27 protein-coding genes are annotated in these 26413 nt (G+C 64.3%); 22 read left to right on the top strand and 5 right to left on the bottom strand.

Going from position 1 to position 26413, the window contains the following annotated elements:
* Positions 1 to 16: 16 nt before the first annotated feature.
* The 13 genes from CJ179_RS52155 (at position 17) to CJ179_RS12035 (ending at position 12041) form a co-directional block, all read left to right on the top strand.
* Positions 17 to 181, top strand: a complete 165-nt coding sequence (locus tag CJ179_RS52155; RefSeq protein WP_164062506.1) for a hypothetical protein — start codon at positions 17 to 19, stop codon at positions 179 to 181.
* 79 nt (positions 182 to 260) lie between these two features.
* On the top strand, positions 261 to 1334 hold the full coding sequence (locus CJ179_RS11980) for an amidohydrolase family protein (protein ID WP_095861627.1): 1074 nt from the start codon (positions 261 to 263) through the stop codon (positions 1332 to 1334).
* Positions 1331 to 2497: an acyl-CoA dehydrogenase family protein gene (locus CJ179_RS11985; RefSeq protein WP_179377568.1), complete on the top strand. Its 1167-nt coding sequence runs from the start codon at positions 1331 to 1333 to the stop codon at positions 2495 to 2497. The genes CJ179_RS11980 and CJ179_RS11985 overlap by 4 nt, the downstream gene beginning before the upstream one ends.
* 2 nt (positions 2498 to 2499) lie before the next feature.
* Positions 2500 to 4578, top strand: a complete 2079-nt coding sequence (locus tag CJ179_RS11990) for an acetate--CoA ligase family protein (protein ID WP_179377569.1) — start codon at positions 2500 to 2502, stop codon at positions 4576 to 4578.
* On the top strand, positions 4571 to 5338 hold the full coding sequence (locus CJ179_RS11995; protein ID WP_095861630.1) for a class II aldolase/adducin family protein: 768 nt from the start codon (positions 4571 to 4573) through the stop codon (positions 5336 to 5338). Before CJ179_RS11990 ends, CJ179_RS11995 begins: the two co-directional genes overlap by 8 nt.
* Positions 5339 to 5372: 34 nt before the next feature.
* Positions 5373 to 6344 carry a hypothetical protein gene (locus CJ179_RS12000; protein ID WP_095861631.1) on the top strand — a complete coding sequence of 324 codons (972 nt, stop codon included), beginning with the start codon at positions 5373 to 5375 and terminating at the stop codon, positions 6342 to 6344.
* On the top strand, positions 6326 to 7000 hold the full coding sequence (locus CJ179_RS12005) for an RraA family protein (protein ID WP_206013880.1): 675 nt from the start codon (positions 6326 to 6328) through the stop codon (positions 6998 to 7000). The genes CJ179_RS12000 and CJ179_RS12005 overlap by 19 nt, the downstream gene beginning before the upstream one ends.
* Entirely contained in the window at positions 6990 to 7685 is a 696-nt protein-coding gene (locus CJ179_RS12010; protein ID WP_095861632.1) for an RraA family protein, read from the top strand. The genes CJ179_RS12005 and CJ179_RS12010 overlap by 11 nt, the downstream gene beginning before the upstream one ends.
* On the top strand, positions 7682 to 8284 hold the full coding sequence (locus CJ179_RS12015; RefSeq protein WP_095861633.1) for an RraA family protein: 603 nt from the start codon (positions 7682 to 7684) through the stop codon (positions 8282 to 8284). The genes CJ179_RS12010 and CJ179_RS12015 overlap by 4 nt, the downstream gene beginning before the upstream one ends.
* A 5-nt stretch (positions 8285 to 8289) precedes the next feature.
* On the top strand, positions 8290 to 9294 hold the full coding sequence (locus tag CJ179_RS12020) for a Gfo/Idh/MocA family protein (protein WP_095861634.1): 1005 nt from the start codon (positions 8290 to 8292) through the stop codon (positions 9292 to 9294).
* The gene (locus CJ179_RS12025) at positions 9291 to 10319 is read left to right on the top strand and encodes an amidohydrolase family protein (protein ID WP_095861635.1); all 1029 of its coding nucleotides are present in this window, start codon (positions 9291 to 9293) and stop codon (positions 10317 to 10319) included. Before CJ179_RS12020 ends, CJ179_RS12025 begins: the two co-directional genes overlap by 4 nt.
* A 106-nt stretch (positions 10320 to 10425) precedes the next feature.
* Positions 10426 to 10704, top strand: a complete 279-nt coding sequence (locus CJ179_RS12030) for a hypothetical protein (RefSeq protein ID WP_095861636.1) — start codon at positions 10426 to 10428, stop codon at positions 10702 to 10704.
* 191 nt (positions 10705 to 10895) lie between these two features.
* On the top strand, positions 10896 to 12041 hold the full coding sequence (locus tag CJ179_RS12035; RefSeq protein WP_143548892.1) for a helix-turn-helix domain-containing protein: 1146 nt from the start codon (positions 10896 to 10898) through the stop codon (positions 12039 to 12041).
* A 65-nt stretch (positions 12042 to 12106) separates the two neighbouring features.
* On the opposite strand, the gene CJ179_RS12040 is transcribed toward CJ179_RS12035, so the two are convergent.
* Positions 12107 to 13402 (bottom strand): MFS transporter, encoded by a 1296-nt coding sequence (locus CJ179_RS12040; protein WP_095861638.1) that lies wholly within the window; start codon positions 13400 to 13402, stop codon positions 12107 to 12109.
* The gene (locus tag CJ179_RS12045) at positions 13392 to 14267 is read right to left on the bottom strand and encodes a FadR/GntR family transcriptional regulator (RefSeq protein WP_143548893.1); all 876 of its coding nucleotides are present in this window, start codon (positions 14265 to 14267) and stop codon (positions 13392 to 13394) included. The genes CJ179_RS12040 and CJ179_RS12045 overlap by 11 nt, the downstream gene beginning before the upstream one ends.
* Positions 14268 to 14584: 317 nt before the next feature.
* Between CJ179_RS12045 and CJ179_RS12050 the strand changes: the two genes are divergently transcribed.
* The 6 genes from CJ179_RS12050 (at position 14585) to CJ179_RS12075 (ending at position 20165) form a co-directional block, all read left to right on the top strand.
* Complete coding sequence (locus CJ179_RS12050; protein WP_241031379.1) at positions 14585 to 15538, top strand: PDR/VanB family oxidoreductase; 954 nt, start codon at positions 14585 to 14587, stop codon at positions 15536 to 15538.
* Positions 15539 to 15814: 276 nt separating this feature from the next.
* Entirely contained in the window at positions 15815 to 16876 is a 1062-nt protein-coding gene (locus CJ179_RS12055; RefSeq protein ID WP_179377570.1) for an LLM class flavin-dependent oxidoreductase, read from the top strand.
* A 32-nt stretch (positions 16877 to 16908) separates the two neighbouring features.
* Positions 16909 to 17421 (top strand): flavin reductase family protein, encoded by a 513-nt coding sequence (locus tag CJ179_RS12060; RefSeq protein WP_095861641.1) that lies wholly within the window; start codon positions 16909 to 16911, stop codon positions 17419 to 17421.
* Entirely contained in the window at positions 17418 to 18170 is a 753-nt protein-coding gene (locus CJ179_RS12065; protein WP_095861642.1) for a 3,4-dihydroxy-2-butanone-4-phosphate synthase, read from the top strand. Before CJ179_RS12060 ends, CJ179_RS12065 begins: the two co-directional genes overlap by 4 nt.
* A complete protein-coding gene (locus tag CJ179_RS12070) occupies positions 18170 to 19219 on the top strand; it encodes a TIGR03619 family F420-dependent LLM class oxidoreductase (protein ID WP_095861643.1) in 1050 nt (349 codons plus the stop codon). Before CJ179_RS12065 ends, CJ179_RS12070 begins: the two co-directional genes overlap by 1 nt.
* 19 nt (positions 19220 to 19238) lie before the next feature.
* Positions 19239 to 20165 carry an SDR family NAD(P)-dependent oxidoreductase gene (locus CJ179_RS12075; protein ID WP_095861709.1) on the top strand — a complete coding sequence of 309 codons (927 nt, stop codon included), beginning with the start codon at positions 19239 to 19241 and terminating at the stop codon, positions 20163 to 20165.
* Positions 20166 to 20228: 63 nt separating this feature from the next.
* Here the strand turns inward: CJ179_RS12075 and CJ179_RS12080 are convergent, their stop codons facing one another.
* The 3 genes from CJ179_RS12080 to CJ179_RS12090 form a co-directional block, all read right to left on the bottom strand.
* Positions 20229 to 21599 carry an MFS transporter gene (locus tag CJ179_RS12080; RefSeq protein WP_218834809.1) on the bottom strand — a complete coding sequence of 457 codons (1371 nt, stop codon included), beginning with the start codon at positions 21597 to 21599 and terminating at the stop codon, positions 20229 to 20231.
* A 32-nt stretch (positions 21600 to 21631) separates the two neighbouring features.
* Positions 21632 to 22249, bottom strand: a complete 618-nt coding sequence (locus CJ179_RS12085) for a MarR family winged helix-turn-helix transcriptional regulator (protein WP_306454238.1) — start codon at positions 22247 to 22249, stop codon at positions 21632 to 21634.
* Between the two features lie 156 nt (positions 22250 to 22405).
* Entirely contained in the window at positions 22406 to 23017 is a 612-nt protein-coding gene (locus tag CJ179_RS12090) for a TetR/AcrR family transcriptional regulator (protein WP_095861645.1), read from the bottom strand.
* 108 nt (positions 23018 to 23125) lie between these two features.
* Between CJ179_RS12090 and CJ179_RS12095 the strand changes: the two genes are divergently transcribed.
* The 3 genes from CJ179_RS12095 (at position 23126) to CJ179_RS12105 (ending at position 26046) form a co-directional block, all read left to right on the top strand.
* The gene (locus tag CJ179_RS12095; RefSeq protein ID WP_095861646.1) at positions 23126 to 23926 is read left to right on the top strand and encodes an SDR family NAD(P)-dependent oxidoreductase; all 801 of its coding nucleotides are present in this window, start codon (positions 23126 to 23128) and stop codon (positions 23924 to 23926) included.
* A gap of 360 nt (positions 23927 to 24286) precedes the next feature.
* Entirely contained in the window at positions 24287 to 25120 is an 834-nt protein-coding gene (locus CJ179_RS12100; protein WP_095861647.1) for an oxidoreductase, read from the top strand.
* 125 nt (positions 25121 to 25245) lie between these two features.
* Entirely contained in the window at positions 25246 to 26046 is an 801-nt protein-coding gene (locus CJ179_RS12105) for an SDR family NAD(P)-dependent oxidoreductase (RefSeq protein ID WP_095861648.1), read from the top strand.
* The last annotated feature ends 367 nt before the right edge of the window (positions 26047 to 26413 follow it).

A 26413-nucleotide genomic window follows, 5' to 3' on the forward strand; every position in this document is an offset into this window, starting at 1 on the left:
CGAACACCCAGGGCACGTGAAAACCGGCAGTATCTGCGCGGTCTGTGGAGAGTGGCTCCCCACCGCAGTGTGCCGGGAACGCGATTGTGGGTGGATCGTGGCCATCGGTGAGGACACCATCATCGCGGCCGTCGAGCACTACCAACAGACCCGTCACCCGGTTCGGGTGTACACCGAATAGCCCCCGGGGCGACACGCCGGCAATCCCCCCCACCTATTCCCTCCATCTCAAAAAATCTTCAAATCAAGGAGAATTGTTCATGCCTCGCAAGGTAATTGACGTACACGGCCACATCGTGGCCCCGTCGGAGCTCTACAGCTACCGTGAGTTCCTCATCGGCACCCGCGGTCACTACGGCCGCCGCCTCAAGGGCTTCTCCGAGGCACGTGAGGGTATGAGCCACGGCCGGACCGGAGTCATCCCCCCGGAGGAACTCGAGCACTTCGCCCGCGAGCACATCTCCTGGCTCGACCACGTGGGTACAGACGTGCAGCTGGTGTCGGCGCGCCCGTACAGCCTCATGCACTCGGAGAAGCCGGCCCGCATCGTCCACTGGTGGGCACAGACGGTCAACGACGCCATCGCCACCCAGTCCGCCTTCTTCCCGGATCGCCTGCAGGGAATGGCCAACCTCCCGCTGGCATGGGGCGCCCCGATCGAAGACTGCTTCGACGAACTCGACCGTTGCATGAACGACCTGGGCTTCGTGGGTGTGCTCCTCAACCCCGATCCGAGCGAAGGCCGTGCACCGCAGGAGGTTCCGGGCTTAGGTGACGAGTACTGGTACCCGCTGTACGAGAAGCTCGTCGAGTACGAGGCACCGCTCCTCGTGCACTCCGCCGGCTGCGTGTCGCTGCGTGAGAACCAGAGCCTGCACTTCATCTCCGAAGAGAGCGTGGCCGTGATGTCGCTCGTCCAGTCCGAGGCTTTCGAGCTGTTCCCTGATCTCAAGGTCGTCGTCCCCCACGGGGGCGGCGCGATTCCCTACCAGCTCGGACGCTTCCGCGGCACCTATTGGGAGGGCACCGGCCGCACCGGCACCTTCGACGAGGCAGTCCGCAACTGCTACTACGACACCTCGCTCTACACCGAGGAGGCGCTGGACCTGCTCGTCAAGGCCATCGGCGCCGACCGGATCGTTCTGGGCACCGAGCGTCCCGGCGACGGCTCGCACAAAAAGACCACCACCGAAGGCTGGGCCGACGACATCGCGGCCGTGCTGCGTGGGCTGCCCGGCGCCGAGGAGAAGGGCCTGGATCAGATGCTCGGCGACACCGCCCTCGAAATCTTCCCGCGCCTGCGGAAGAACCTGGAAGCGGCAGGAGCGCTGTGACCAGCATCCTCGAACCGTCCGTCGACACCGCCGAACGTGACTCACTGATTCAGTTGGTCCGTGATTTCGCGCGCAGCGAGGTTGCCCCCCGGGTCCAGGCGTACGACGAGGCGGAGTCGATTCCCCTCGACCTTCTCCAGCAGATGGCAAGCCTCGGCTTCTTCGGCGGGGTGGTCCCCGTCGAATGGGGCGGTATGGGTCTCGATCACCTGACCTTCTCGATGATCATCGAGGAGATCTCGCGGGTCGATCACTGCCTGGGTGTCTTCATGAGCATGCCGTCCGCCCTCGTCGGCGGCGGCCTGCTCGCCTTCGGCACCGACGAGCAGAAGGAGCAGTGGCTGCGCCCACTCGCCGAGGGCCAGATCTTCGGCGGCGCCGGCGTGACCGAACCACGCTCGGGAAGTGACGTCGCCGGTACCGAGACACGGTACAAGCGGACCGGAGACGGCTTCGTACTCAATGGTGCGAAGGCATGGATCACCAACCTCGACAAAGCTTCCTTCTTCGTGACCTTCGCGACCAACGATCCCGCACTGGGTAAAAAGGGGCTCTCGGCATTCATCGTTCCCGCCGACACGCCCGGTGTCATCAAGAACCCGATGCGCAACAAACTCGGATTCCGGCCGCTGTGCAGCGGTGACCTGGTGCTCGACAATGTCCAACTCGGTCCCGACGCCCTCCTCGGCGAGGAAGGCGACGGCTTCACGGTCGCGATGACCGCCGTCGAACGCGGCAGACTCGCCGTCGCCTCACGTGCGGTGGGACTCGCCCAGTCCTGCCTGGACGCATCGGTGCAATACGCGAAGGAACGCATCGTCTTCGGAAAGCCGATCAGCAGCTTTCAGATGACCCAGCAGAAGATCGCCGATATGGCGGTCTCGATCGAGGCGGCCCGGCTGCTGACGAACAAGTGCGCGTCCGAGATGGAGACGGGAAGCCGCGCGCGGATCGAAGCCAGCATGGCGAAGATGTTTGCGAGCGACGCCGCACAGGCGGCGGCCACCGATGCGGTGCAGATCCACGGTGCCTACGGTGTTTCCGAGGAATACGGGGTCGCCCGGGCGTATCGCGATGCGAAGGTATTCCAGATCGTCGAGGGCACCAACGACATCCACCGTCTCCTCATCTCCCGCGATGCGCTCAACAGGGGAGGTCTGTGACCGTGACCGCAACAGTTCCCCGGACCGGCACGTGGGGTGAATCGAGCACACGCGACCTTCTCGCGTCGCTCGACTTGCCCTTCGTCACCAGTGTGCGGGTCACCCACAATGACGAAGCGGTCGAGACGGCTCTGCGTCTCGGCGGGACCGTCGTGCTCAAAGCTGTGTCCGACGAGGTGGTCCACAAGACGGACGCCGGGCTGGTGGAACTGAAGCTGTCCACCTCGGACGCGGTGCGCGGGGCGTATGAGCGGCTGGACCAGAAGATCTCGGAGCTCGGTCTCTCCGACGCCGGCATCGTCGTCCAGGAGATGGCGCCCCCGGGCACCGATCTTTTCGTCGGATGGAACCGGGACGCCACCTTCGGTCCGATTCTCATCGTCGGGCTCGGCGGTGTCACGGTCGAGTTGTTCCGCGACGTGGCCCGCCATCCGGCACCGGTCACGGCCGAACATGCTGCAAGGATGCTGGACTCCCTGGTGTCCTCGCGGCTACTCCAGGGATTCCGCGGGGCGCCTGCGGTCGACACCGCACAGTTCTGTGGACTCGTAGAGCGAGTGAGCAGGCTCGCCGTCGAGGCTCCGGAGATCGCGGAACTGGATTTGAACCCGGTTCGGATTCTTCCGGACGGCCGATGCCTGGTCCTCGATGCGAGCGCGGTCGTCTTGCCTGTGCAGGAGTCCACGCCCGCCGCCACCGGGCCCGACCTCACACCGCTGTTCCGGCCCCGATCGATCGCTGTCGTCGGCGCCTCCCGGGCTCCGGATAGGCCGGGCGGAAAGGTGATTCGGGCGCTGCAGCGCAACGGTTTCAGCGGACCACTGTACCCAGTCAACCCGGCAGGCGGAGAGATCGAGGGCCTCCCCGTGGTGCGGGGTATCGACGACATCGTCGATACCCCAGATCTGGTGTGCATCGCCCTACCGGCCTCAGCCAGCATCGCCGCGGTCCGCGAGTGCGTAGCACGGGGCGTTCGCGCAGTGATGGTATTCGCCTCCGGATTCGGGGAAGTCGGGGCAGAAGGTGCCGCTCTCGACGCCGAACTGCGTGACGCCGTTGCAGGGTCCGGCACGCTCCTGTGCGGCCCGAACACTATCGGGATCGTCAGCGTGCATCACAAGATGGCGGCGACGTTCTCGCAAGCAATCGACAAGTTCCCCGACACCCCGGCGGGAGTGTGCCTCGTCGCCCAGAGCGGCGCCGTCGCCGGCAGCCTCGTCTCACGCGAGATTTCCGATGGCTACAGCATCGGCGACTGGGTCACCGTCGGCAACCAAACCGATCTTGATGTGGCGGACTACATCAGCTACCTCGCCGGTCTCGACACCACGCGATCCATCGCGGTGTTTCTCGAGGGGGTCTCCGACGGTTCTGCATTCCGCCGGGCACTGCACACCGCACGAGATGCCGGCATCCCAGTCATCGTCTTCAAGACCGGTGTCACCGCTGCCGGCCAACGCGCGGTCGCCTCGCACTCCGGTGCCTTGGCCGGCAGTCAAGACGCCTACCGGGCGGTCCTGGAGGAAGCGGGCGCCATCCAGGTCGAGGAAATGAGCCAGCTCCTCGAAGTCGCATCCACTCTCGCGGACTACCCGATTCCACGAGGGCGGCGGGCCGCGGTCATCACGACATCCGGAGGAGCGGGCAGCGCCACCGCGGATCTGCTGGCGTTGAACGATCTGGACACAGCAGAATTCACCGAGGGCACCGCTCGAGCCCTCGCCGGTCTTCTGCCCAAGTTCGCCAGCGTCGCCAATCCTCTCGACATCACCGCCGAGGGAGCCTTCACACCCGGCCTGTTCACCGAGGTAATCGACGTCGTCGCCGTCGATCCGCACGTGGACGCGATCTGCATCGTCCTCACCAGCATCACCGGCAACGATGCCGTCCGGGTCGCCAACGAAATCGCAGCGGCGAAGTCACGTTCGGATGTACCGATCCTCGTCACCTGGCTCGTTGCCCGCCCACTGGCGGAGGCGGGCATGACCACTCTGGCGTCGTCCGGAATCCGGGTATTCACCGAGCCCGCCCGGATGGCCGCCGCCCTCCGCCATCTGACGAAAGGAACCTCACGTGTCTGACTCCGCCGATATCCAAGCCCTGAAGGAATCCGTCGCGCTGTCCTGCCGGATCCTCGCGGCGACTGGCTGCGTGCGGGAAATCACCGGGCACGTAAGCATGCGTGTCCCCGACAGCGACATGTTCCTCGTCCGGTGCCGCCCACCACACGATCCCGGCGTCCAGTTCACCATCGCCGATGACATCCACATCGTCGATCTGGAATCGACGAACACAGACCTCCCAGGCGGCTATGCGTTGCCCGGAGAATGGCCCATCCACACCGAGATCTACCGCAAACGGCCCGATGTGGGTGCGGTCGTCCACGGCCACCCGCGGTCGTCCCTGCTCGTCGGAATACTGGGATTGCCGCTCACTCCGACCATCGGGGCCTACGATCCCGGCGCAATGGAACTTGCGGTTCGCGGCGTGCCGATCTACGAACGGGCCGTCTTGATCGACCGCCCCGAGCGCGGCGGGGAGTTGGCCGCCGCGATGGACGACAAGGACGTGTGTCTTCTGCGAGGCCATGGCGTGGTCGCGGTCGGAGCGACACTGCAGGAAGCCACAGTGCGGGCGATCAAGCTCGAAACCCTGGCCGACCTGACGCTCTCGACCTACGCGATACCCGGCGCCGAACCGGCCGTGCTGACCCAAGCCGACGCCGAAGACGTTTTCGGCTTCGTCAACAGCCGTAAAGCCGCTCTGACCTACGCGGAGTGGACATGGGACTACTACCGTCACTCGCTCGGATCCGCCGCCGACGTGAGTGTCCGGCTGTAAGCCGGACAAATCAACAAGATTGGAAGGGATACACATGGCGTACATTGTCGGCGGCGCGGGAGTGTCACACAGCCCGCAGCTGTCAATCGAACCCGGCGGGTGGCGCGCACACGGTGACCTCGAGCAGCCGCACCTGAAGGAACTCAATCTTCCGTCGTCACCACGCACACCCGAGGAACTCGCTCGGGAGATCGAGATTCGGCAGATCGAGGCCCGCCACAAGGCATGCCAGGAAGCGCTCGAGCGCACGCGCGATGAACTGCTCGAGATGAAACCCGATGTCCTCCTGGTCGTTGGTGACGATCAGCGCGAACTCTTCCTAGACGACATCATGCCCGCGGTCGCGATCTTCCGAGGCGAGTCCCTCGACGATCGTCCCCCTGGAATGGAGGTCTATCCGAAAACCATGGAATCGGCGTACGAGTACTACCACGCCGATGTGGACGAGACCTACCGCACCGTTCCCGAATTGGGCCAGCATCTCGTCGAGCACCTCGTCGAAAACGGCTTCGACATCGCCCAGTTCAGCGAGCAGCCCACCGGCCGCAGCCTCGGGCACGCATTCACCTTCATCTACCGCCGGCTCTTCGAGGGATTGCCTCGCCTGCCGCTGGCCCCAATCATGCTCAACACCTACTATCCCCCGAACCAGCCCACACCGCGGCGGTGCGTCGAACTCGGGCAGGGACTCCGCGCCGCCATCGAAAGCTGGGACTCCGACCTGCGCGTCGCTCTCATTGCATCCGGTGGACTCACGCACCCCATCATCGACGAGGGCCTCGACCGGGGTCTTCTCAGCGCCCTCGAACGCCACGACCACGAGGCACTGGCGCAGATCCCGGTCGCCGGCCTGACCGAGGGAAGCTCGGAGATCCGTAACTGGATCGTCGTCGGTGCAGCGCTCGAGGACGCGACCGCCAAGGTCGTCGACTACATCCCCGCCTACCGGTCCACAGTTGGATCCGGCTGCGGCATGGGATTTTTGACGTGGACGAGATCGCTGTGAACAGCTACCGCGATCGCCTACTCGACCTCGACGCATGCGTAGTGTCCGATGCGCTCGACACGCTCGGGCTGACCGGTGGTGTCGCAGGGTTACGCCCGGTCTGGGAGGGCAGCCGCACGGCGGGCCGAGTAGTCACGATGCGCACGGTCCCCGCCGACGGACGAACGAGTAGTCGGCATCTAGGTACCGCGGCGATCGAGCGGGCCAACGCCGGCGAGGTCATCGTCGTCCAGCAAGAGCACGGAGGCACACCCACCGCCGGCTCGTGGGGCGGTCTGCTCGCGCAAGCCGCCGTCATCAAGGGCGTCGGCGGGGTCATCGTCGACGGCGCCTGCCGCGACGTAGACGAGATCCGCGAACTGAGACTGCCGGTGTCCGCGCTCACCACCGTGCCGTTCACCGCGCGTGGACGCTTCGTCGAGGACAGCGTCGGTGACCCCGTACAGATCCACGGCGTCACCGTCACCGACGGCGACTACGTCATCGCCGACGGCAGCGGCGTCACCTTTGTCAGCGCCTCGGACATCGGCAGGGTCCTCACTACGGCCGAACGGCTGGTGGCCAAGGAACGCCTCATGACCGAGGACCTGAGGCGAGGCCTGCTGCCATCACAGGTCATGGGACGCAACTACGAGGAGATGCTCAATGCCGGCTGACGAAACAACCACTTCGACCCTGCCCGACGTCACACTGCTCACCCGGGTCGGTGCAATCAGCACCTCGACCCTGTCGGATGCGTTGGACAAGCTCGGGCTGCCGGGTGCCGTCCCAGGCATCCAGCCGTTCGACCCGAGCTTCCGGCTCTGCGGGCCGGCGTTCACCGGCCAGTACGAACCGGTCGACGAGAATGGTGGCACTGTCGGCGACTTCATCGATGACGTCGCCCCCGGCGAGGTCGTCGTGCTCAACAACGAAGGCCGGCTCGACTGCACTGTCTGGGGAGACATCATGACCTACGTCGCCTCCTCCCGCGGAATCGCCGGAACGGTCATCGACGGTGTCTGCCGCGACGTCGCACCGAGCCTGGCACTGAAGTACCCGGTCTTCACCAGAGGCCGGAACATGCAGACCGGCAAGGACCGGGTGCGGCTGGCGGCAACCGGGGTACCGGTCGCCCTCGGAAACGTCATCGTGCACCCCGGTGACCTCGTCGTCGCGGACGCCGACGGAGTGGTCGTGTTGGCGACGGCCGAGGTCGAACGTGTCCTCGCCGTCGCCGAGGCCATCGAGAATGCCGAAGAACGCATCCGCCTTGCAGTCGCTGGCGGAGCGCGTCTCGATCAGGCCCGCGCGCAGGCGGGCTATCACCAGCTGCAAACCGCCGAAGAGGAAACGCGATGACCACTCTGTCTCCGGCCCTGCGGGAACTCGGTGCCGCCTCACTCCACGAGTCCGGCGCCACCCCGCTGCCCCCGCGGATCCGACCGCTCGATCCGGCATGGCGGATCTGCGGCCGCGCCTTCACTGTCGACCTCACACCGGGGCACAACATCTGGCTCCACCGCGCACTCTATGCCGCCCAGCCGGGGGACGTACTCGTCGCCGCTGCCGACACCGACATCGAGTACGGCTACTGGGGCGACATCCTGGCCCATGCCGCAGCCGAACGTGGACTTGCCGGCTTGGTGATCGACGGTTCGGTCCGAGACTCGACCGACCTCAAATCCATCGGATTCCCGGTGTTCGCCCGGGGACTGTGCGTTCGCGGAACCGGCAAAGATGCCACGTCGGGCGGCTTCGACGTCTCGATCCAGCTCGGCTCGACGACAGTGCACCCGGGCGACATCATCGTCGGTGACGCCGACGGTGTGGTTGCCATCGATGCCGGCCAGGTCAAGGCCGTCGTCGAGCGGGCACTGCAGCGGGAACGGTCCGAGGAGAAGATCCGTACCCGGATCGCGGCGGGCGAGACCACACTCGACATCTACGGGCTGAGCTGACCGACATGCGTTTCCACGCTCCTCGCAGACTCGGGATCGTCGGTGCCGGCGTTGCCGGCGCGTTGATGTCCCGCGCTGTCCTACGCAGCAACCGGTTCGTGCTCACCGGCCTCGCGGACCCCGATCCGGATGTTCGAAACCGAGTGTCGGCCGAATGGGGCTGCCCGGCCTTCATCGATGCCACCGAACTGGTCACCTCCGGAACAGTGGACGTGGTGTACGTCGCGGCGCCGACAGCGCACCACCTGGGCGCCGTCTCCGCCGCGGCCGCGGCCGGTGTGCACATCATCTGCGAGAAACCGTTGGCGACCACCGCCGCTGACGCACGGGAGGCTGTGGATTGCGCACGCCGTGCCGGGGTGAGCCTGCTCGTGGGCCCCACTGTGAGCTACGACCCCCGCTATCGGGTGCTGCGGCAGATCGTGACCGACCGTCGGCTCGGTGATCTGCTGTCGGTGCAGGCGACCTCGTTTACCGATTGGCATCGCCGCCGGACCCGTACGGCGCACGACCTCGATGCAGCAGTGGGCAACGGTCTGCTGCTTCGGCAAGGGGCCCATCAGATCGACATTGTGCGACTGATCTGCGGTGGAGATGTGCGCGCGGTTTCCGGAGCCCTCCACGGCGGTGCGGGAGGCGCCGAACAGGGATTCTCGACGCAGCTGAGTTTCGCCAACGGAGTACAGGCCAACGCCTACTACGACGGTTCCGGAGCTGTACCCGAGGCGGACGAGCTGTTCGCCACTTTCACCGGTGGCGGCGTTCGAGTCCACCCCGGTGGTCTGCACCTGTATTCCGACGGACAACTGACCGACCTGCCCGTCGACCCCGCAACCTCGGTCTGGGATCAGGCGCTTGTCGAGATGGACCAGACGCTCGACGGCCGGATCCCGATCCATGACGGGGAGTGGGGGCTGGGAACCCTTGCCACGTGTCTGGCCATTTATGAAGCGGCGGCGACCCACTCCATTGTTTTCACCCACCAATCGCTCTACCAGGAGAAGTCATGATCATCGACTCCCACGCCCATTTGAACGCGCCGCCGGAGCTGTACGCGTACCAGGCCGCGTTGCTATCCTCCCGAGGAGGCCAGGGCCGCAACGGTTCCGGTGTTACCGATGCGCAGCTCGAGGAGTACGGCGACCGCACGCTGGCGGTGATGGACAGCGTCGGCACCGACGTCCAACTCATCTCGCCGCGTCCATTCCAGGCATCGCATTCGGCGACCCCGTCCAAGGTCGTGCACTGGTGGACGGCGGAGGTGAACGAGGCGATCGCTCGCCAGGTCCAGCAGTTCCCCGGCCGCCTCGCCGGCGTCGCCGGACTGCCCCAGGCATACGGGGAAACACCCGAGAAGTGGGCGGGTGAACTGGAAAAGGCGATCAAAGATCTGGGGATGGTCGGCTGCCTGCTCAACCCGGACCCGTCCGAGGGAAGCGGCTACGTGCCCCCGTTGGGCGATCCTTGGTGGTACCCGCTGTACGAAAAGATGGTCGAACTCGATGTGCCGGCACTCATCCATTCCGCGAGCTGCCAGAACGGTCGTGAATCGTACAGCGAGCACTTCATCACCGAGGAAAGCATCGCTGTGCTCTCCCTGCTCAATTCGGAGGTGTTCCTACGCTTCCCGACGTTGAAGATTGTCGTCTCACACGGTGGCGGCTCGGTCCCCTACCAGATCGGGCGCTGGCGGGCGGCTCGACTGCACCCCAAGTTGCGGACCGGCCAGGTGCTGCAGGAGTCGTTCGACGAAAGTTTGCGGCGTCTCTGGTTCGACACCGTGTTGCATGCGCCGCTGGCGCTGGAACTGCTGGTCCGGACAGTAGGAGCGGACCGGTGTTTGTTCGGTACCGAAAAGCCAGGAAGCGGTAGTGCTCCGGATCCCACGACCGGGCGCGACCTCGACGATCTGAAGCCGGTCATCGAGGGCTTTGACTTCCTCGACACGGCCGAGAAGGACGCCATCTTCTACGGCAACGCTCTCTCGCTCTACTCCCTTCCGGCATTGGATGCCGCTGTCGGTGCTGCTCGCTGAAGGCAGTCAGCACTGATCGCCGTCGTGGCGGCCTGACCAGGCCGCCACGACGGCGCACTTGTTGTCACTGGTCGTCCTCGCCCTACAACCAAGGAGGTGGCGGAGCGTGAGCAAGAATCGTGGCAAGAGAAGGATCGAGTCCCGTCCGGACCACATCACCGAGATGATCGAACTCGCTGCGAAGTGGGTGGCCTTCGGCGACATCCCCGCGGAAGAGATCTGGGTGCGTTTCGGCCTCGACCGTGTCACCTTCGGCTTCCGCCTCCTTCGTGCTCTGGGTTCCAGCTTCGTCCGCTACCCCGATCGGTCGCGGATCGTCGCTTTGGCCGTACGTCTCGCCCGGCTCGACGACCGCCAGTACGAGGCCGCCGGACGGCGGGATTGAGCGGGCTCTTTGCGCACCAGTGGCGGGCGACACCCCGCCGAGTGGCGAATAGAGTGGCATAGATCACTATCGCTGGAGGTAGCGCGGATGTTCATAATCGACGACCGAAACCCACACGCCGCCGAGCCCCTATTCCGCACGTCGTCCCGCCGGCGGGCGGAACCGACCAGGATGGTCGACGGCGGGATCGCATGAGCAGCGATAAGGCCGCCACTGAGGAGCCACGCGCGGAAGTCGGCCGGATGCGTGAGTTGCTCGGCCGGGTTGATGGTATCGACACTGACGTCAACGAGACATTACGCATCATCACGCAATTCGATGGGCTGATTCGGAGACGAGTCGGCATTTCTGCGCTCATGCGCGCGGCAGCAAATCTCACCGGTTGCGCTGTGGGCGCGGTGTATCCCGCACATCGGTTGGTGCGACGCGTGGATTCACGCGGCACCCCGATCACGCAGATGCCCAGTGCCGAAGAACTGGCGTTGTGGACTCGGCGCCCATTGGGCGACCTGGACGGGGGCGTGGTGTGGGTGGAGCGGAACACCGAGACCAGTATCAACGACGAGACCGTCCTCGATCGGCTGGCCTCGTCGATTCAGATCACGATCGATCGCACCATGGGCACAGTCCCCGACCACGCTGGTGCACTCGAGGCGCTCCTCGACCGCGAAGCCGCTCTGGGAACCAAGTTGGCGATCGCCCGCCGCCTCGGCCTGGAGGCCGGCTCGAAAATCTATCTCATCGTAATGCCGGTCATCTCCACCGATCCGGCGCCGATCGGGGTGACACACATCGATGCGGTGGTCGGCACCCGGTTCGGAGGTGTTCGCGCGATCGTCGCGGGAGCGGACTGTCCGCAGCCAGTCACCGGAACCTGCGGGATCGGTGAGACCGTCACCGTCGAGCGACTCGCCGACTCTTTTGACCAGGCACTTGTCGCACTCCGGCTTTCGCGTGCCGGTGAGACGGTGACTTATCGGGACCTCGGTGCCCTCTCGCTGCTGGTGCGAGCGCACGACGCGAGCCCTGTGCCACACCCCGATGCGATTGCGATCGGCACAGCGACCGCGTCCTCGAACATCGCTCGCAGGGTACTCGAGGCGATGGAGCTGAACACGACGGTGCGGGCGGCCGCGCACGAGCTGGGACTACATCATTCGACCGTGCAGGCTCACTGCGATCGTCTGGAGAAAGAACTCGGCTACTCATTCCGAACTGCTCAGGGGCGGACCCGCTTGGCCCTCGCCCTTGCGTTGCACCGGCTGGGACGTGATGTCTTCGATGTCGAAACGTCCCCGGACGGCAGGGAAAGACGAGGACGGAGCGATGACGTGTAACGCCGGGTGCCTCACGGCGGCGAGGAGCTCGACTCGGAGTCCACCCGAGTGGCAAACCGGATCGACTACGGCGATGCTGGTTTGGTCCTTCGAGCCTCATTGTTTCCGCGGTCCTGCGGCGGTCTGCGCCGCCGGTTGACCCCCAACACGATCGCGGCCACCACGATCGCCCCGACGCCGCCGACCGTCATGGCCGCGGTCGGTCCGAAAAGGTCGGCGAGGGCTCCTACAAGGACGCCACTGACCCCTTGCATTCCGATGAAGAAGGCGGAAAACAGCGACATCACCCTCACCCGGTAGCGCGGATCCGACTGAATTTGCAATGTCGCGTTAGCCGTTGAGGAGAAGACCTGATCCGCAGCACCGAGCAAGACCAAGAGCATTCCCAGGACGGCCATACCTGAGGTGAAAGATGTAGCAGCGACCACGATTCCGTAACAGAGCGCGGACACTGCCACCACCCGCGTCCCCGTCGGCGCCAAGGCCGCCACCGTCAATGCGGAGAGCAGGCTGCCCGCGCTCAGTGCGCTGAACAACAAACCGGCCGAGGACGCTCCCGTGCTCATGCGTTCGTGTGCGAGCAGGGGAAGCAGAACGGGATAGTTCTGCAACAGCAGTGAGACCACCGCCGTCAGTATTAGCGGCCACCGAATCCGGGGGTCGCGTAGGGCGTAGCGAAACCCGTCCAGCACGGACGCGTGTGACGACGTCTCGGTTGTTTGTGCCCCGGCGACGGTTCGCTCGGTGTGCAGGTCCCGGGTTCGCATCAGGGAAAGTGCGCCGAGAATTACGAGGTAGGAGAGTGCGTTGGCGAGAAAGCACCAGGATAAACCCACCGTGGAGGCCAGCAGCCCCGCGATCGCCGGGCCGACCAGCCGCGACGCCGTCATCAGCGTCGAATTGAGCGCAACTGCATTTGCCACTCGTTCGCGGCCAACCATCTCGAACACGAAGCTTCGCCGGGCAGGGTTGTCTACTGGCTGTACGAGCCCGAAACAGGCAGCCACGGTCAACGCCAACGGAACTGTCAGAGTGCCGATCGCGGACATCGACCACAGGATCGCCGCCAGTGCCGCTTGTACCGCCTGGGACACGAGCAATACATTGCGGAGCGGCAACCGCTCGAGCGCTGCACCGATCCAGGGAGCCACCACCAGCAGCGGCAGATACATCAGTAAGGTCACCGTGCCGAGCGCGACACCGCTGCCGGATTCGTCGAGGACGAACAGGGCCAGTGCGAGGGTCTGCATCCACTGTCCGGTAGAGGAGACGAGTTGGCCCAGGAAGAACAGTCGGAAGTTGCGTACCCGCAGTGACGTGAAAGGGCGCCGGGCACCCGTTCGTAGGGTGTCAGTCGGCAATGTCGCGCCACCTCACGGGTTGCCGGTAGATATCGGGAAAATGAGTCCTGACGTACTTGTGGAACTCTTTGATGTGCTGGCGCATTGCCCAGCGGGCACCCTCCGCGTCGTGCGTACCAATCGCGTCGGCCACGGCCGAGTGCGCACGCAACACCGCTTCTCGGCGCTCGATGGGGTAGCTGATGCCGAGGGGCATCCCGTCGGTGATCGCGTGCAGCGACGAGACCAGCAACGCGAACATCTCGTTGTCGGCCGCAGCGGCGACGATGTCGTGGAATCGGTCGTTCTCGGCGATGAAATTCTCCTCGTCGGCAAGGAACGCTTCCATGCCCCGCACCGAATCGACGATTTCCTGTACGACATCCTCGGTTGCGAATTCCGCTGCTCGACCGGCCAGTTCGGGCTCGAGCAACTCGCGTGCGTCGACCAGTGCGCTGAACGGCATAGACCGAAGTTGGAAGAACAACCCGAGCATGCCGGCGAGGTCGTGGGCATTCGGCTCCGCGACGATGGGACCGCCCTGTGGTCCGGCCTTGACCATGATCACGCCACTCATCTCCAGGAAGCGCAGCGCCTCGCGCAGCGTACCGCGTCCCACGTTGAAGCGAACCAACATTTCGCGCTCGCGGTCGAGTCGGGTGCCCGGGCGCAACCTGCCGGTGGTGATGTCGTCGACGATGTGCTGGGCGATGGACAGGGCAGCCTTGTATGCGCGCCGTGTCGTCGGTCGCCTCCGTGGCTGCCGATCCGCTTCGGGGGGACTATCCAGTCCGTGGTCGTTCACTTCGGTGATCATGGCCACTCCATTCTCCAACACGGTCCTATCATTATGGTAGTTGCCTCCCGGAGCGGGCGAGCGGTTCACGGCCCGGGCTTCCCCTCTCCCGGTGCATGCAACGGCTGGGCACCGGGCGATAAATGCTGTGAACTGCGACGTTGCCTCCCCTGCGTCCTGCGGGTCGACTCCGCGCCAAGCTGCGGTGTCGACCAGCACTTATCCCGTCGCTTTGGCGATTGACCCCTTCGTATCCCATTATTAGGCTATTCATGAGACCAACGTGATGCCAACCACAGGTGACGCCATTCGTTACCTCCGGCACACGGCGGCTCGTCACCACGTTCGACCAGGAGGTCCAGGTGCTTATGGCAGGCGCTGCGACGGCTGAGCTCAACTTGGCCAAAGTGATTCAGATTCGTTGGGAAGCCGAGAAGGTCATTTCCCTGCAGTTGGTTCGCGACGACGGATCGGATCTGCCGGAATGGGCGCCGGGCGCGCACATCGAGGTCACGCTACCTTCGGGGCTAATTCGCCAGTACTCGCTGTGCGGCGACCCGTCGGACCGCAGTCAATACACCATCGCGGTGCTCCGCGACGATAGCGGCCGAGGTGGATCTGCCGAGATCCACGACTCGGTCATGGTGGGGCAGAAGCTGTGGATCCGGGGGCCTCGGAATCATTTTCCGCTCGAGCCTGCCGAGTCGTACGTCTTCATCGCCGGAGGCATCGGCGTGACGCCGATACTGAGCATGGTGCGGGAGGTTGCCGGCGGGCAGGTGCCCTGGTCCCTTCATTATGGCGGCAGGTCTTCGGAGACCATGGCGTTCACCCGAGACCTGACCGCGCTCGGTGCTCGGGCGGATTCGACGGTCCACGTGGTCCCCGAGGTCGATTCGGGACTGCTTCCCCTGCGGGCGATCCTCGAAGGCGTCGGCGTCGGTGGCGCGGTGTACAGCTGCGGACCGACGGCTCTGCTCGATGCGCTTCGTGCCCTTGCGGCCGAGATCAGGCCGGACGTGTCCGTTCACTTCGAGCTGTTCGGGGCTCCGGCCTCCGGAAGCGATGAGGACGTCGACGCGACCCGGCATGATCGTCCCTTCCGGGTCCGGCTGGCGCGCAGCGATCGCACCGTGGAAGTCGAGGACGGAACGACGCTGCTCCAAGCCGTTCAGGCTGTCCGACCCGAGGTTCCGTACTCCTGCGAGGAGGGATTCTGCGGAACGTGCATCACCAAGGTGTGCGGTGGTGTGCCTGTTCACCGAGACACCGTGCTGACCGAGCAGGAGCGTGCCGAAGGGGAGGCGATGATCATCTGCGTCGGCAGCTGCGCATCGGATGAACTCGTCCTCGATCTATGAACGGCTTGTAAAACGTTGTGCCACAACATATGGAATAAGGTGATGATCGACGCAGTGAGTGTGTGCCCGTAGCTGTGCGCTGCAGACGACCACCTCGGCCCACCACGTCTCGGCCGAGACGATTCGTCAGCATCCCGGCCGTGCCGCCGGACGCGTTTCACCTCACCATCTCTCGACCGGCAACGGTCGCCGACGAAGGACGAAATCATGACCACAACCCGTGCGGACTCCCTCCGGGAAGCCGGCAACCCCGTCTACAGCGACCGCAAGCTGCGGTTGGGCACGTTCTCGACAAACCTCCAGGGCGGCTGCGCCATCTCGACCATCGACGGGGTACTGCAAGCTGAGTGGCCCAACACCATCGAACTTGCAAAGCTGGCCGATGGCATGAATTTCGAGGCGGTCGTGCCGGTCGGAAGGTGGCGCGGATTCGGTGGTCCGTCCAACTTCAACGGGGCCGGTTTCGAATGCTTCACCTGGGCTGCGGGTGTGGGTACCGTTACCGAACGCACCGGTGTCTTCGCCACTTCTCACGTCTCCACCATCCATCCGGTGATGGCGGCGAAGCAGTCGGCCACGATCGATCACATCACCAATGGGCGTTTCGCGCTGAACATCGTCACCGGGTGGAACACGCCCGAGATCGAGATGTTCGGCGCCCCGCTGCTCGAGCACGACAGGCGATATGACCTGGCTGTCGAGTGGTTCCAGATCGTCAAAGCCCTGTGGACCAGCGAGGAGCCGGTCAATTTCGACGGCAAGTACTTCCGGGTGGTCGATGCGTCGATCGCACCTCACCCTATCCAGAAGCCGCACCCGGTGGTCATGAACGCCGGTGGTTCGGCTGCGGGACGTCACTTCGGCGCCAAGTATTGCGATGTCGTGTTCATCGCACCCAAATATGACATGGAGGAAATGGCAGAAGAGGTCGCCGCGTTCAAGCGGCTGGCACGTGAAGAGTACGGCCGGGAGATCATGGTGTGGACCAACTCATACGTGGTCCAAGACGAAACCGAAAAGGCTGCCCACACATTCCACGACTACTACGTCGATGTGAAGGGTGATTGGGAAGCGGCCGAGAACCTGGTGTCCACATTGGGTTTGAATTCGCAATCGATCCCACCGCAGGCTCTCGAGAAGATCAAGCGTCAGTTCATCGGAGGCTGGGCCGGCTTCCCGATTATCGGTACCAGCGAACAGGTCGTGGACACACTCAGCACGCTGACCGACTGCGGATTGGACGGTGTACTGATGTCCTTCCCTCGATACATCGAAGACATGACGCGATTCCGAAACGAAACCTATCCGCTCCTCGTAGAGGCCGGTCTGCGCGGATAACGTGCTGTATGAATGGCGATAGGGAGGTCGAGATGAGCACTACTGCCGTCGAGAAGCTAATCGACGAGAACCTCTTCCGGGAAGCGATGGGCAACATCTGCACCCCGGTAGCCGTGGGCACCACCCGTGACTACGCAGGTGAACCGTACGGGACCACCGTCAGCGCCTTCTGTTCCTTGTCCATGGCCCCGCCGATGATCCTGATTGCTCTCGACCGCGCATCCGGCCTCCTCGCAGCAGTGCGGGAGTTCGGCGCGTTCGGCGTGAACATCCTGTTGACCGAGGCCGAGGATGCCGGAAAGAAGTTCGCCAGGAAGGGAAAGGGAGACTTCACCTCCACTGACTGGCACTGGCACGACGGTGTTCCGCGGCTAGCGTCGAGCACATTCTTTCGGTGCACTACAGCCGATCTTCTCGATGGGGGTGACCATCTCATCGTCACCGGACTGGTCCATGCGGTCGGGCTCGGGGAGGGTGCCCCCCTGACCTACCACCGACGTACCTTCGGCACGCATGCCACGGTCAGCGGAACGCTGGGCCGATGACCCGGCTCAGGGTTGCTGGCCAGCGCGCTATCGCTGATCCAGCGACTTGGCTGGCCTGCGGTGGAGCGGTAGTCGTTCTCGATGCCCTCCGAAACGAGGGACTGATGGTGTTCGGTGCGGCATACGCCACCACCGACCTGATGGCATTCGCTGTTCGACACGGCACCGGGTATCTGCGAGTCGGGATCTCAGCGGACGTCGCGGACCGGCTGGGCCTGCCGCCCATGCACAATAGCTTCCGTCAGGCAGTCCAGGGTGGGTTCACGGTGTCAGTCGACGCGAGATACGGTGTAGGCACAGGAATTTCCGCGCACGACCGAGCCCGCACCGCACGTCTGATCGCGGACCCGAGCGCGCAGGCCGACGATTTCACACGACCGGGGCACCTGCTGCCGGTGGTAGCGGGACCGCGGGACGGCGACGGTGAGGCGATGGTCGCCCGTCAAGCTCTCGCACTCGTGGAGGCGGCGGGGCTGACCGCCGCCGCTGTCTACAGCGAGATCGTGTCTGTGCAGGATCCGACCACGATCATGGCTGCAGACGAAGCCGAAGTGTTTGCGCGCTCGGTAGGTGTCCCAGCCATTCGGATAGCGAATACTGCCCCGCAACACGCGGAAGCGAGGAATGGACGTAACAGGATGAACGATCGCCATGTCAGCGAGGACCCGGCACAAGTTATCGGTCGCAGTCCTTCAAGCAGCCACACGCAGTCCTCCCAACTCGCGGCCGTGGTGCCGATCCTCTCGTGATGTCGAGCCCCAGCACCGATCCCACCCGCGGAATGACCGCTGGCCACCTCGGGCGAACAGCATCCCGGCCTGGCGACCGGTCCTACCCTGCTCGGCTTGGCGAGACCCTGACGTCGAGCTTCGGCTTCTTCACACCGATCGTGCAGCCAATCAACCTCCAGCCCTGGGAAGATACGGCGGACCCCGAAGGCCTGGCCAGAATAGTGACCAAGGCCGAATCGCTGGGCTACAGCTACGTGACAGTCGGGGACCACGCCGCCATCGCCGCCGCGGAATCGGCCCTCTATGGGAGTCCACGCTTCTTCGATCCGATCGGCACCGTTGGTTACCTCGCAGCGCTGACCAGCCGCATCCGATTCGCCACGCACGTCTACCAGATTCCCCTACGTAGCCCACTGATCACCGCCAAGGCCTTCGCGACACTCGACGTCCTCTCCCGCGGCAGGATCATCGCGGGCTTCGGGGTAGGTCGGCGAGAGTACGAATCCCACGCCGCTCGCGTCCCGTTCGAGCATCGTGGTGACATCGCCGACGACTATCTCAGAGCAGTCCTCGCGTTGTGGGATGGCGACCCCACGACCCAACACAGCCAATTCGTCGACATCGATGACCTGGTGTGTCTTCCCAGACCCGTGCAGAGACCCCGCCCGCCAGTATGGATCGGCGGCGATCGCCTCGTCGGCCTGCGCCGTGCGGTGCGCTTCGGCGATGCCTGGACACCGTGGGCCCTCACACCCGACCAGGTCACCGCGACGGTGGCGCGACTAGCCGCTGCCCGCGAAGAACAGTTGCCACCGGGATTCCGAATCATCGTTCCTTTGGCTCCGCTCGGAGGGCGCGCGCCCCGAGGGCAACCGTCAGCCCCCAGCGTTGAACCCGGTCGTGAAGCCAGTGAGAAGTGCATCGAACAGATGGCGCGCTGGCGCGAGGCCGGCGCCACGGAGTTCCTCATCGATCTTCCCAGCCCGAGCCTCGAAGCGCTCGAAGACGCGATGGCGTGGTTCGCCGCCGAATTCATCGACCTCCCAGCCGGAGTACCGGCACCGTAACAACGAAAGCAGGATGATTGTGAGTACAGACGGACCGCTCGTCGGAAGAGTGGCAATCGTGACCGGCGCGGGCCGCGGCGTCGGGAGAAGTGAAGCACTGGCTCTGGCAGCGGCGGGGGCCAAAGTAGTCGTCAATGACGTCGGCGTAGACAGTGACGGCGTCGGGTCCACACACGGACCCGCCGATGAAGTGGTTGACACGATCCGCAGCACCGGTGGAGAGGCGGTCGCCAGTTACGAATCAGTCGCCGACTGGGCGGGTGCGGGCCGGGTGGTCGACACCGCGGTCGATGAGTTCGGCAGGCTCGACATCGTGGTGAACAACGCCGGCATCGTTCGGCAACAGATGATCGAAGACATCACCGAAGAGGACTTCGACGCGACCATCGCGGTCAACCTCAAGGGCACGTTCGCCATCTGCCGCCATGCTATTCCCGTCCTGCGACGATCCGGGTACGGGCGCATCATCAACACCACGTCGAACCAGTGGGCGGCACCGCTGGGAAACGCACATTACGCCGCCTCGAAGGGCGGTGTCACCAGCCTCACCTACGACCTGGCCTGGGAACTTCAGCACGACAAGATCACGGTCAACGCCATCGCACCGTTCGCGGCCACTCGTATGACACAGGATGCGAGCGAGCGGGACGCCGCTCTCATCCAGCAGGGAGTGATGAGCGCCAAGCGAGCCAAAGCGAAAGAGGCGCGCACAGATCCGGAACTGACCACTCCCATCGTCCTCTACCTCGCATCCGAAGCCGCGTCGGAGGTCACCGGCTGCGTTTTCCGTACCGGCGGCGGCAAGGTCGGTCTGTACACCCATCCGGTCGAGACACGGACGATCTTCCGTGACGAGAACACGGGCCCGTGGCCGTATGACGACCTCGTGGACCTGCTGCCCCGGAGCGTCCTGTCTGCCGGTTCGAAGGCTCCGCACATTCAGTGATCGCCTGAAACAACCCTGATGGGCGGTACCGCAAACGCGGTACCGCCCATCGGATTTGGTCAGCTAGCTGGGAGGGGAGAAGTTGCCTAGACGACGTAGACCTGTCGCGGTGAGCACCGCAAGCACGAGTGCGAGTGCGATCAGGGCGATGACAATCGAATGCAATCCCGCATCGGTGGCGTTGTCACCGAACGAGACACTGATCAAACCGGACGACAAGATCGCACCGAGATACATGAATGTGCGCATCAGGCCGGCGGCCACTCCGACATTCTCGGCCGGGGCCTGACGGTACAGTGCGGCCTGATTGCCGATCATGCCGAGGCCAGACATGATGCCGAAGATCGTGGGAACGACGACCAGTACCCACATCGGTGTATTCGTCGTGAAGGTCAGCAGACTTGTCGTACCCACGATCGCCGCGATCGCCGTCACCACGAGTGACGACCTGATCAGGTTCCGCCGGGCGAATGGCATCGAGATCACGATCGCGATCACCGACATCGGCAGCATCACGAGTCCAGTCTGTCCTGCCGACAGCGCTCGGCTTTCCACAAGCCACTGGGTCAGTCCGAACAAGATCGTGTAGTTCAACAAGAACGTCACCGCCACCCGAACGTATGTGCCGGTCAGGGCGCGGTTACGTGCGATCAATCCGACGTCGATGAATGGCTTGCCTACCCACAGTTCCCACAGGACGAAGCAAATGAGCATTACACCACAAAGGCTGACGACAACCCAGTTCGGGTGCTCGAGGTTGCCCAGCACGTACAGCAAGCTGGCGATCGTTCCGGCGAACAGGATCAACCCGCCCGGATCGAGATCCCGAACGAGCGATGCCCATCGCGTCCTCCCCGTTCTCGGATCCCGCGGCACCCACACGAGGGTCAAGATCAACCCGATGGCCGCCAACGGCAGGTTCATCACGTACGTCACTCGCCAGCCGCCGATGGCAATAAGAAGCCCTCCCAGCGGTAGTCCCACCGCCGCGGTCACCTGACCTGCGATAGCCAGGGCCCCGAGGGCGCCTCCTGTCCGGCCGGCCGGTCGTTCCTGCGACCACGCCCGGATGATCATCATCGCCGTGGGGTATCCGGCGGAGGTCCCGACTCCGAGCACCACGCGGGCGGCAACGAGCATCGGCATATTCACTGCGACGGTACCGAGCACCCCGCCCAGCGCCACGAGCACGAGCCCGCCGAGAAACACCCGTCGTGGTCCGAACACTTCGGCGAGTTTTCCCATGGCGGGTTGGCCGATTGCGCTCGCAAGGTAGAGCGCCGCAACCAAACTCGCCGTAGCAGCCGACCCGACGCCGAAAGCGCTTCCTACCGCCACGAGGGTGGTCGCGATGACCGAACTGTTGATCGGGTTCAACGCCGAGCCCAACAGCAACGGAGTGATCAGACGCCAACTCGGCGTCTCAGCCTGCATGGGTTTGGGCTGCTGGGTATGCACGGCCGGGCTCACAGAAGGGCCACCCTGGAGCGACCGGCGCGGCGAGCGACCGGTGGGACCTCGCAGTCGGCGAGCCGGTTGAGGATATCGACCAGCACCGGAAGTGCGTCGTACTCTTCCGGGCGTAACACATGATCCACGGCGGCGGTCAACCACGCATTGCGCAGTTCGAGTACCGACTGCAGCACTTCGCGGCCCGTTTCGGTAGCTGCGATCAGCATGCGGCGGCCGTCCTCGGGGTCCCGGTGCCGGACCACGAGGCCCTCCTGTTCCATCGGGCCCAGTACCGCGGCCATCGATTGTGGACGCATGGATTCCGCCGCGGCGAGATCACTCGCGGTACTCGGCGGGCCGTGCACGATCCGGTCCAGAGCAGATAGCTGGCTCCGACTCCACGGAGAGTTGTCGAGCCCCGACTCTGACCGAATGCGACCGCGTAGTCGCTGGATGGCTAGATCGAGATCAACGGCCGCTGACGAACGGCTCGAACCGGATTTCATAAGCAAAACTATACAGTTAATCTGAACAGATTTGGAGACAGATTTATCACATCGGCCTAGTTCGGTTCGAGGCTGCACGGATTCAGGACAAACCGAATAAGCTGCAGTGCAATAAAATTGAGACATATACGCTGCTGTCGCTAGGGGGCCACTGCGTGTGACGGGCCCGATGCGCCCACATCGCGGGCCCGCGAATTGCTGGCGCGAAGATGTCGGTGAGAAGGGGATGCCTCGGCCGGCGAATCTCGAGTGGACGTCGGTGGTGGTTGAACGACGATCTGGTCACTTCTCTCTGGAAGGGGAGAGGGCGATCACCAGCAGCGCTTCGAGTCGGCGGGTGAGTTCGTCCGGATCGGCGGTAACGAGTGCGGTGCTGCCCAGCATCTTTCGCATGAGCCAGAACCCCGCAATGACCGAATGCGCCAGCATCGCGCGCTCGTCCGCATCCGGACCCTCGAGCAATTCGCTCAAGTACCGTCCGGCGTGCCTTTCCACCCCTGCCCGCACGATCTCCGCCGCCCGGGGGTTCGAGGCGGAGCGAAGCATCAGCAGAAAGGGGTCGAGATGCTCGGATTCTGGTGCCGTGCGCTCGACCAGGCGTGCGGCTACATCACCGGCAAGCGTTGCTGGGTTGTCCGACAACACTGTTCGTGGGGCGAAAGCGGTATCGACCGCCTCGGTGAAGAGCTGTTCCTTCGAGCCGAAATAACGGTTGACCAACATCGCAGTGACTCCGGCCGACTGCGCGATCTCACGCACGCCCACGCCGTCGTATCCGTGCCGCGTGAAAGCGATAACCGCCGAGCGCAGAATCGCCTCCCGGGTAGCGGCGGCGTTGCGTACTCGCTTGGGTGGGGTGCTGCTCCGGGCGAGGTCCGCCCCGTCGTGGCTCATACAAGCAGTCTACCGCTGAAGTATACGGATGTAGACATTCGGTTCGGCTAAGTATACGGTTGTAGATATCGAGCCGTTCAGGCGCTGCCTCAAGGAAGACCATCGAAAATGGAACTGAAACTCACTGGTAAACGCGCTTTGGTCACCGGATCAAGTACGGGTCTGGGAGAGGCCACCGCGAAGTTGCTCGCCGCCGAAGGCGCTAGCGTCGTGGTGCACGGACGCAACGAATTTCGTGCGCAGGCGGTTGCGGAGGAAATTCGCTCCGCTGACGGCGTGGCGAGTGTCGCGGTCGGAGATCTTGCTACCGACGACGGAGCTGACGCGGTCGCCGCCGTCGCTCTCGCCGACGGACCGATCGACATCCTCGTTAATAACGCCGGTGCCTATGACCAGGTCGGCTGGGCGGAGGCCACCGCGGCGATCTGGGCGCAGACCTACAACGTCAACGTGATATCGGGGGTCCGAATGATCCAGAGGCTCGTTCCCGGCATGCGTGAACGGGGGTGGGGTCGGGTGGTCCAGATCGGCGGTGGTCTCGGCCTCCAGCCGATGGCCGTGCAACCCCACTACAACGCCACCCTCGCAGCCCGGCACAACCTGGCCGTATCTTTGGCGCGCGACCTCGAGGGCACGGGAGTCACCTCAAACACAGTGGCGCCCGGGGCCATCCTTGTGGACACGGTGCAGGAGCTCGTCACCAGCATCGCACCCGCACACGGATGGGGCGGATCATGGGACGAGATCGAACGCGCCGCGGCGAGCGAATGGGTGCCGAACGACGTCGGCCGCTTCGGTCGCCCCGACGAGATTGCCGCGGCGGTCGCCTACCTCTGCAGCGACTACGCCGAATACATCAGCGGTGCCACGATCCGCGTCGACGGTGGCACGATCCGATCGGCGTTCTGATTCGTCGTGTTGTGCGGGCGCGTCATGTACGCCAATCGGAAAGACGCAGTGTTCCTGTCCGAGTCTCGATATCGGCACTCGGGTCTCAACCAGGCGCAGGCGAGTGCTTCCCGCTCCGCCCTGTCGCGTTCCCGCGACGGGCGATCACGATCCCGGTCCGATGTCCGGTCGAACACTCCTTTCCCGGACATCGGACCGTATCCACCTCTCGTTCTGCGGCCCGGCAGTCGCGCCGGTTTTCTCTGCCGACCAGCTGTCGGCGAGGGTCGACGGGCAGTCGGGAGTGGCCCGCCTGGTAGGCGGGTGTGTGATGGAAAGGCATAACCAACTAGTCAGTTACTAAAGGTGGAGGAGAGAACTATGGCGAAGACTTGGCTTATCACCGGAGCTTCACGCGGATTCGGCCGCGACCTCGCAAAGGCTGTCCTCGATCGAGGGGACAACCTAGTCGCAACAGCGCGCCGCCCGGCGGATCTGACCTTTGTCGGTGACAACGACCGTGGGCGGATCTTCCAGCTCGACGTCACCGACGCCGCGGCGGCGCGCGCTGCCGTCCAATTCGCTGTCGTCGAGTTCGGCGCGCTCGATGTGGTGGTCAACAACGCGGGATACGCCAACAGTGCTCCGATAGAGGAGATGGATGACACGGATTTCCGGAACCAGCTCGAAACCAACTTCTTCGGTGTGGTCAATGTGACCCGCGCCGCCCTTCCGGTCCTACGGAAGCAACGCGGAGGTTTCTTCGTGCAGTTCTCCTCCGTCGGCGGACGTGTTGGTGGAACTCCCGGTCTGGGCGCGTACCAATCGGCGAAGTTTGCCGTGGAAGGATTCTCCGAGGTACTGGCCAACGAAGTGCAGCCATTCGGTGTCAAGGTGCTCATCGTCGAACCAGGAGCGTTTCGCACCGACTGGCAGGGGTCGTCGATGCAATTACCCTCTGTCGGAGCCGATTACGAGCACACCGTTGGCGCGGTCAACAGTTACCGGCGCGAGAACGATGGAACCCAACCCGGCGATCCAGCACGAGCAGCGAAAGTGATCATCGATGTCGTCGAATCCGACGATCCCCCGAGAAGGCTGTTGCTCGGAGCCGGCGCCGTCGAGATGGCACACAAATCGTCCGTCGAACGCGCCGCAGAGGCCGACAAGTGGGCAGCATTGAGTCGGGCAGCAGACTTTCCCACTGGTCCGTAGCCGTCACCCACTTGTGCTTCATTGCACCCATCTCCGGCGACGAGCACCGAAACTCCGAGGACCACACCCTGAGCGCCATCTCCCTGGTCGGCGCACCGATTACGACCCACTCAACAGGAGGAAACATGGAACTGAATCTCACCGGAAAGCGCGCCCTGGTCACCGGCTCGAGCGCCGGCTTAGGAGAGGCGACCGCCAAGCTTCTGGCGGCAGAGGGCGCCACCGTCATCGTTCACGGCCGTGACGAGGCCCGCACCAATAGGGTCGCCGACACAATTCGTGACGCCGGCGGCGCTGCCGTGGTAGCGCTCGGGGATCTCGCCACCGACCCCGGTGCGGACGCGGTCGCACAGACGGCTCTCGCCGGCGGTCCGATCGATATCCTGGTCAACAATGCAGGCTTCTACCGACACCTGTCGTGGGCGGACGCGACACCGGACGAATGGGCGTTCACCTACAACACCAATGTGATTTCCGGTGTGCGGATGATCCAGCGTCTCGTGCCGCAGATGCGTGAACAGAACTGGGGACGCGTCATCACGATTGGCGGTGGTCTCGCCCTGCAGCCGATGAACACGCACCCGCAGTACAACGCGACGCTCGCAGCACGACACAACCTGGCGGTCTCACTCGCACGCGAACTCGAGGACACCAGGGTCACGTCGAACATCGTCTCGCCCGGCGCGATCCTGGTGGAGGCAACACAGGAATTGGTGACCAGCATTGGGCCTGCTCGCGGCTGGGGGCAGACGTGGGAAGAAATCGAACCCAACGCGGTCAACTCGCTCATCCCCAACGATCGGGGTCGTTTTGGTTACCCCGACGAGATCGCCGGTGCAGTGGCCTACCTCTGCAGCGACTACGCAGAGTACGTCAGCGGCGCCACGATCCGCGTCGACGGTGGCCTCATCAAGGGTGCCTTCTAGAGGCCCGGACGAATCAACGGTCTGACGGGTAGGCCTGCTCATCACCGGGTCGAGTCGCGGCCAGGGGGAAGCACCGTGGCCTCTCTCGCCGCCGAGAGAACAGCAGTGCAAACCACGGCCGCAACGAAACTCGCGCATTCCAGGCCGCTGACACCAGCGCTGTCGAGGCCGGGTGAGTGTTTGCCGTAGGCGACGCGCCGTGCGGGTAAAGCGAGACTCGTACGGCTCAACCCCGCCGTGGGGTCTGATCCTTCTCGGCCGGCGGCGATGGCAGCACAGCGCGGACCCATCGGAACCGGAACTTATCGGAACTATGCTGAGAAAACTGGCGAGAGGTGACGAGATGGCTACACAGATGTGCACGGTT

Source organism: Rhodococcus sp. ACS1, from assembly GCF_002300155.1.
Taxonomy (GTDB): Bacteria; Actinomycetota; Actinomycetes; order Mycobacteriales; family Mycobacteriaceae; genus Rhodococcus_F; species Rhodococcus_F koreensis.

Bases quoted from the DNA above. Each gene is read 5' to 3' on its own strand.
- CJ179_RS11980 (WP_095861627.1), top strand. From the start codon at position 261: ATGCCTCGCAAGGTAATTGACGTACACGGCCACATCGTGGCCCCGTCG.
- CJ179_RS12000 (WP_095861631.1), top strand. From the start codon at position 5,373: ATGGCGTACATTGTCGGCGGCGCGGGAGTGTCACACAGCCCGCAGCTG.
- CJ179_RS12010 (WP_095861632.1), top strand. From the start codon at position 6,990: ATGCCGGCTGACGAAACAACCACTTCGACCCTGCCCGACGTCACACTG.
- CJ179_RS12015 (WP_095861633.1), top strand. From the start codon at position 7,682: ATGACCACTCTGTCTCCGGCCCTGCGGGAACTCGGTGCCGCCTCACTC.
- CJ179_RS12020 (WP_095861634.1), top strand. From the start codon at position 8,290: ATGCGTTTCCACGCTCCTCGCAGACTCGGGATCGTCGGTGCCGGCGTT.
- CJ179_RS12025 (WP_095861635.1), top strand. From the start codon at position 9,291: ATGATCATCGACTCCCACGCCCATTTGAACGCGCCGCCGGAGCTGTAC.
- CJ179_RS12035 (WP_143548892.1), top strand. From the start codon at position 10,896: ATGAGCAGCGATAAGGCCGCCACTGAGGAGCCACGCGCGGAAGTCGGC.
- CJ179_RS12060 (WP_095861641.1), top strand. From the start codon at position 16,909: ATGAGCACTACTGCCGTCGAGAAGCTAATCGACGAGAACCTCTTCCGG.
- CJ179_RS12065 (WP_095861642.1), top strand. From the start codon at position 17,418: ATGACCCGGCTCAGGGTTGCTGGCCAGCGCGCTATCGCTGATCCAGCG.
- CJ179_RS12070 (WP_095861643.1), top strand. From the start codon at position 18,170: ATGTCGAGCCCCAGCACCGATCCCACCCGCGGAATGACCGCTGGCCAC.
- CJ179_RS12080 (WP_218834809.1), bottom strand. From the start codon at position 21,599: ATGCAGGCTGAGACGCCGAGTTGGCGTCTGATCACTCCGTTGCTGTTG.
- CJ179_RS12085 (WP_306454238.1), bottom strand. From the start codon at position 22,249: ATGTCTCAATTTTATTGCACTGCAGCTTATTCGGTTTGTCCTGAATCC.
- CJ179_RS12090 (WP_095861645.1), bottom strand. From the start codon at position 23,017: ATGAGCCACGACGGGGCGGACCTCGCCCGGAGCAGCACCCCACCCAAG.
- CJ179_RS12095 (WP_095861646.1), top strand. From the start codon at position 23,126: ATGGAACTGAAACTCACTGGTAAACGCGCTTTGGTCACCGGATCAAGT.
- CJ179_RS12100 (WP_095861647.1), top strand. From the start codon at position 24,287: ATGGCGAAGACTTGGCTTATCACCGGAGCTTCACGCGGATTCGGCCGC.
- CJ179_RS12105 (WP_095861648.1), top strand. From the start codon at position 25,246: ATGGAACTGAATCTCACCGGAAAGCGCGCCCTGGTCACCGGCTCGAGC.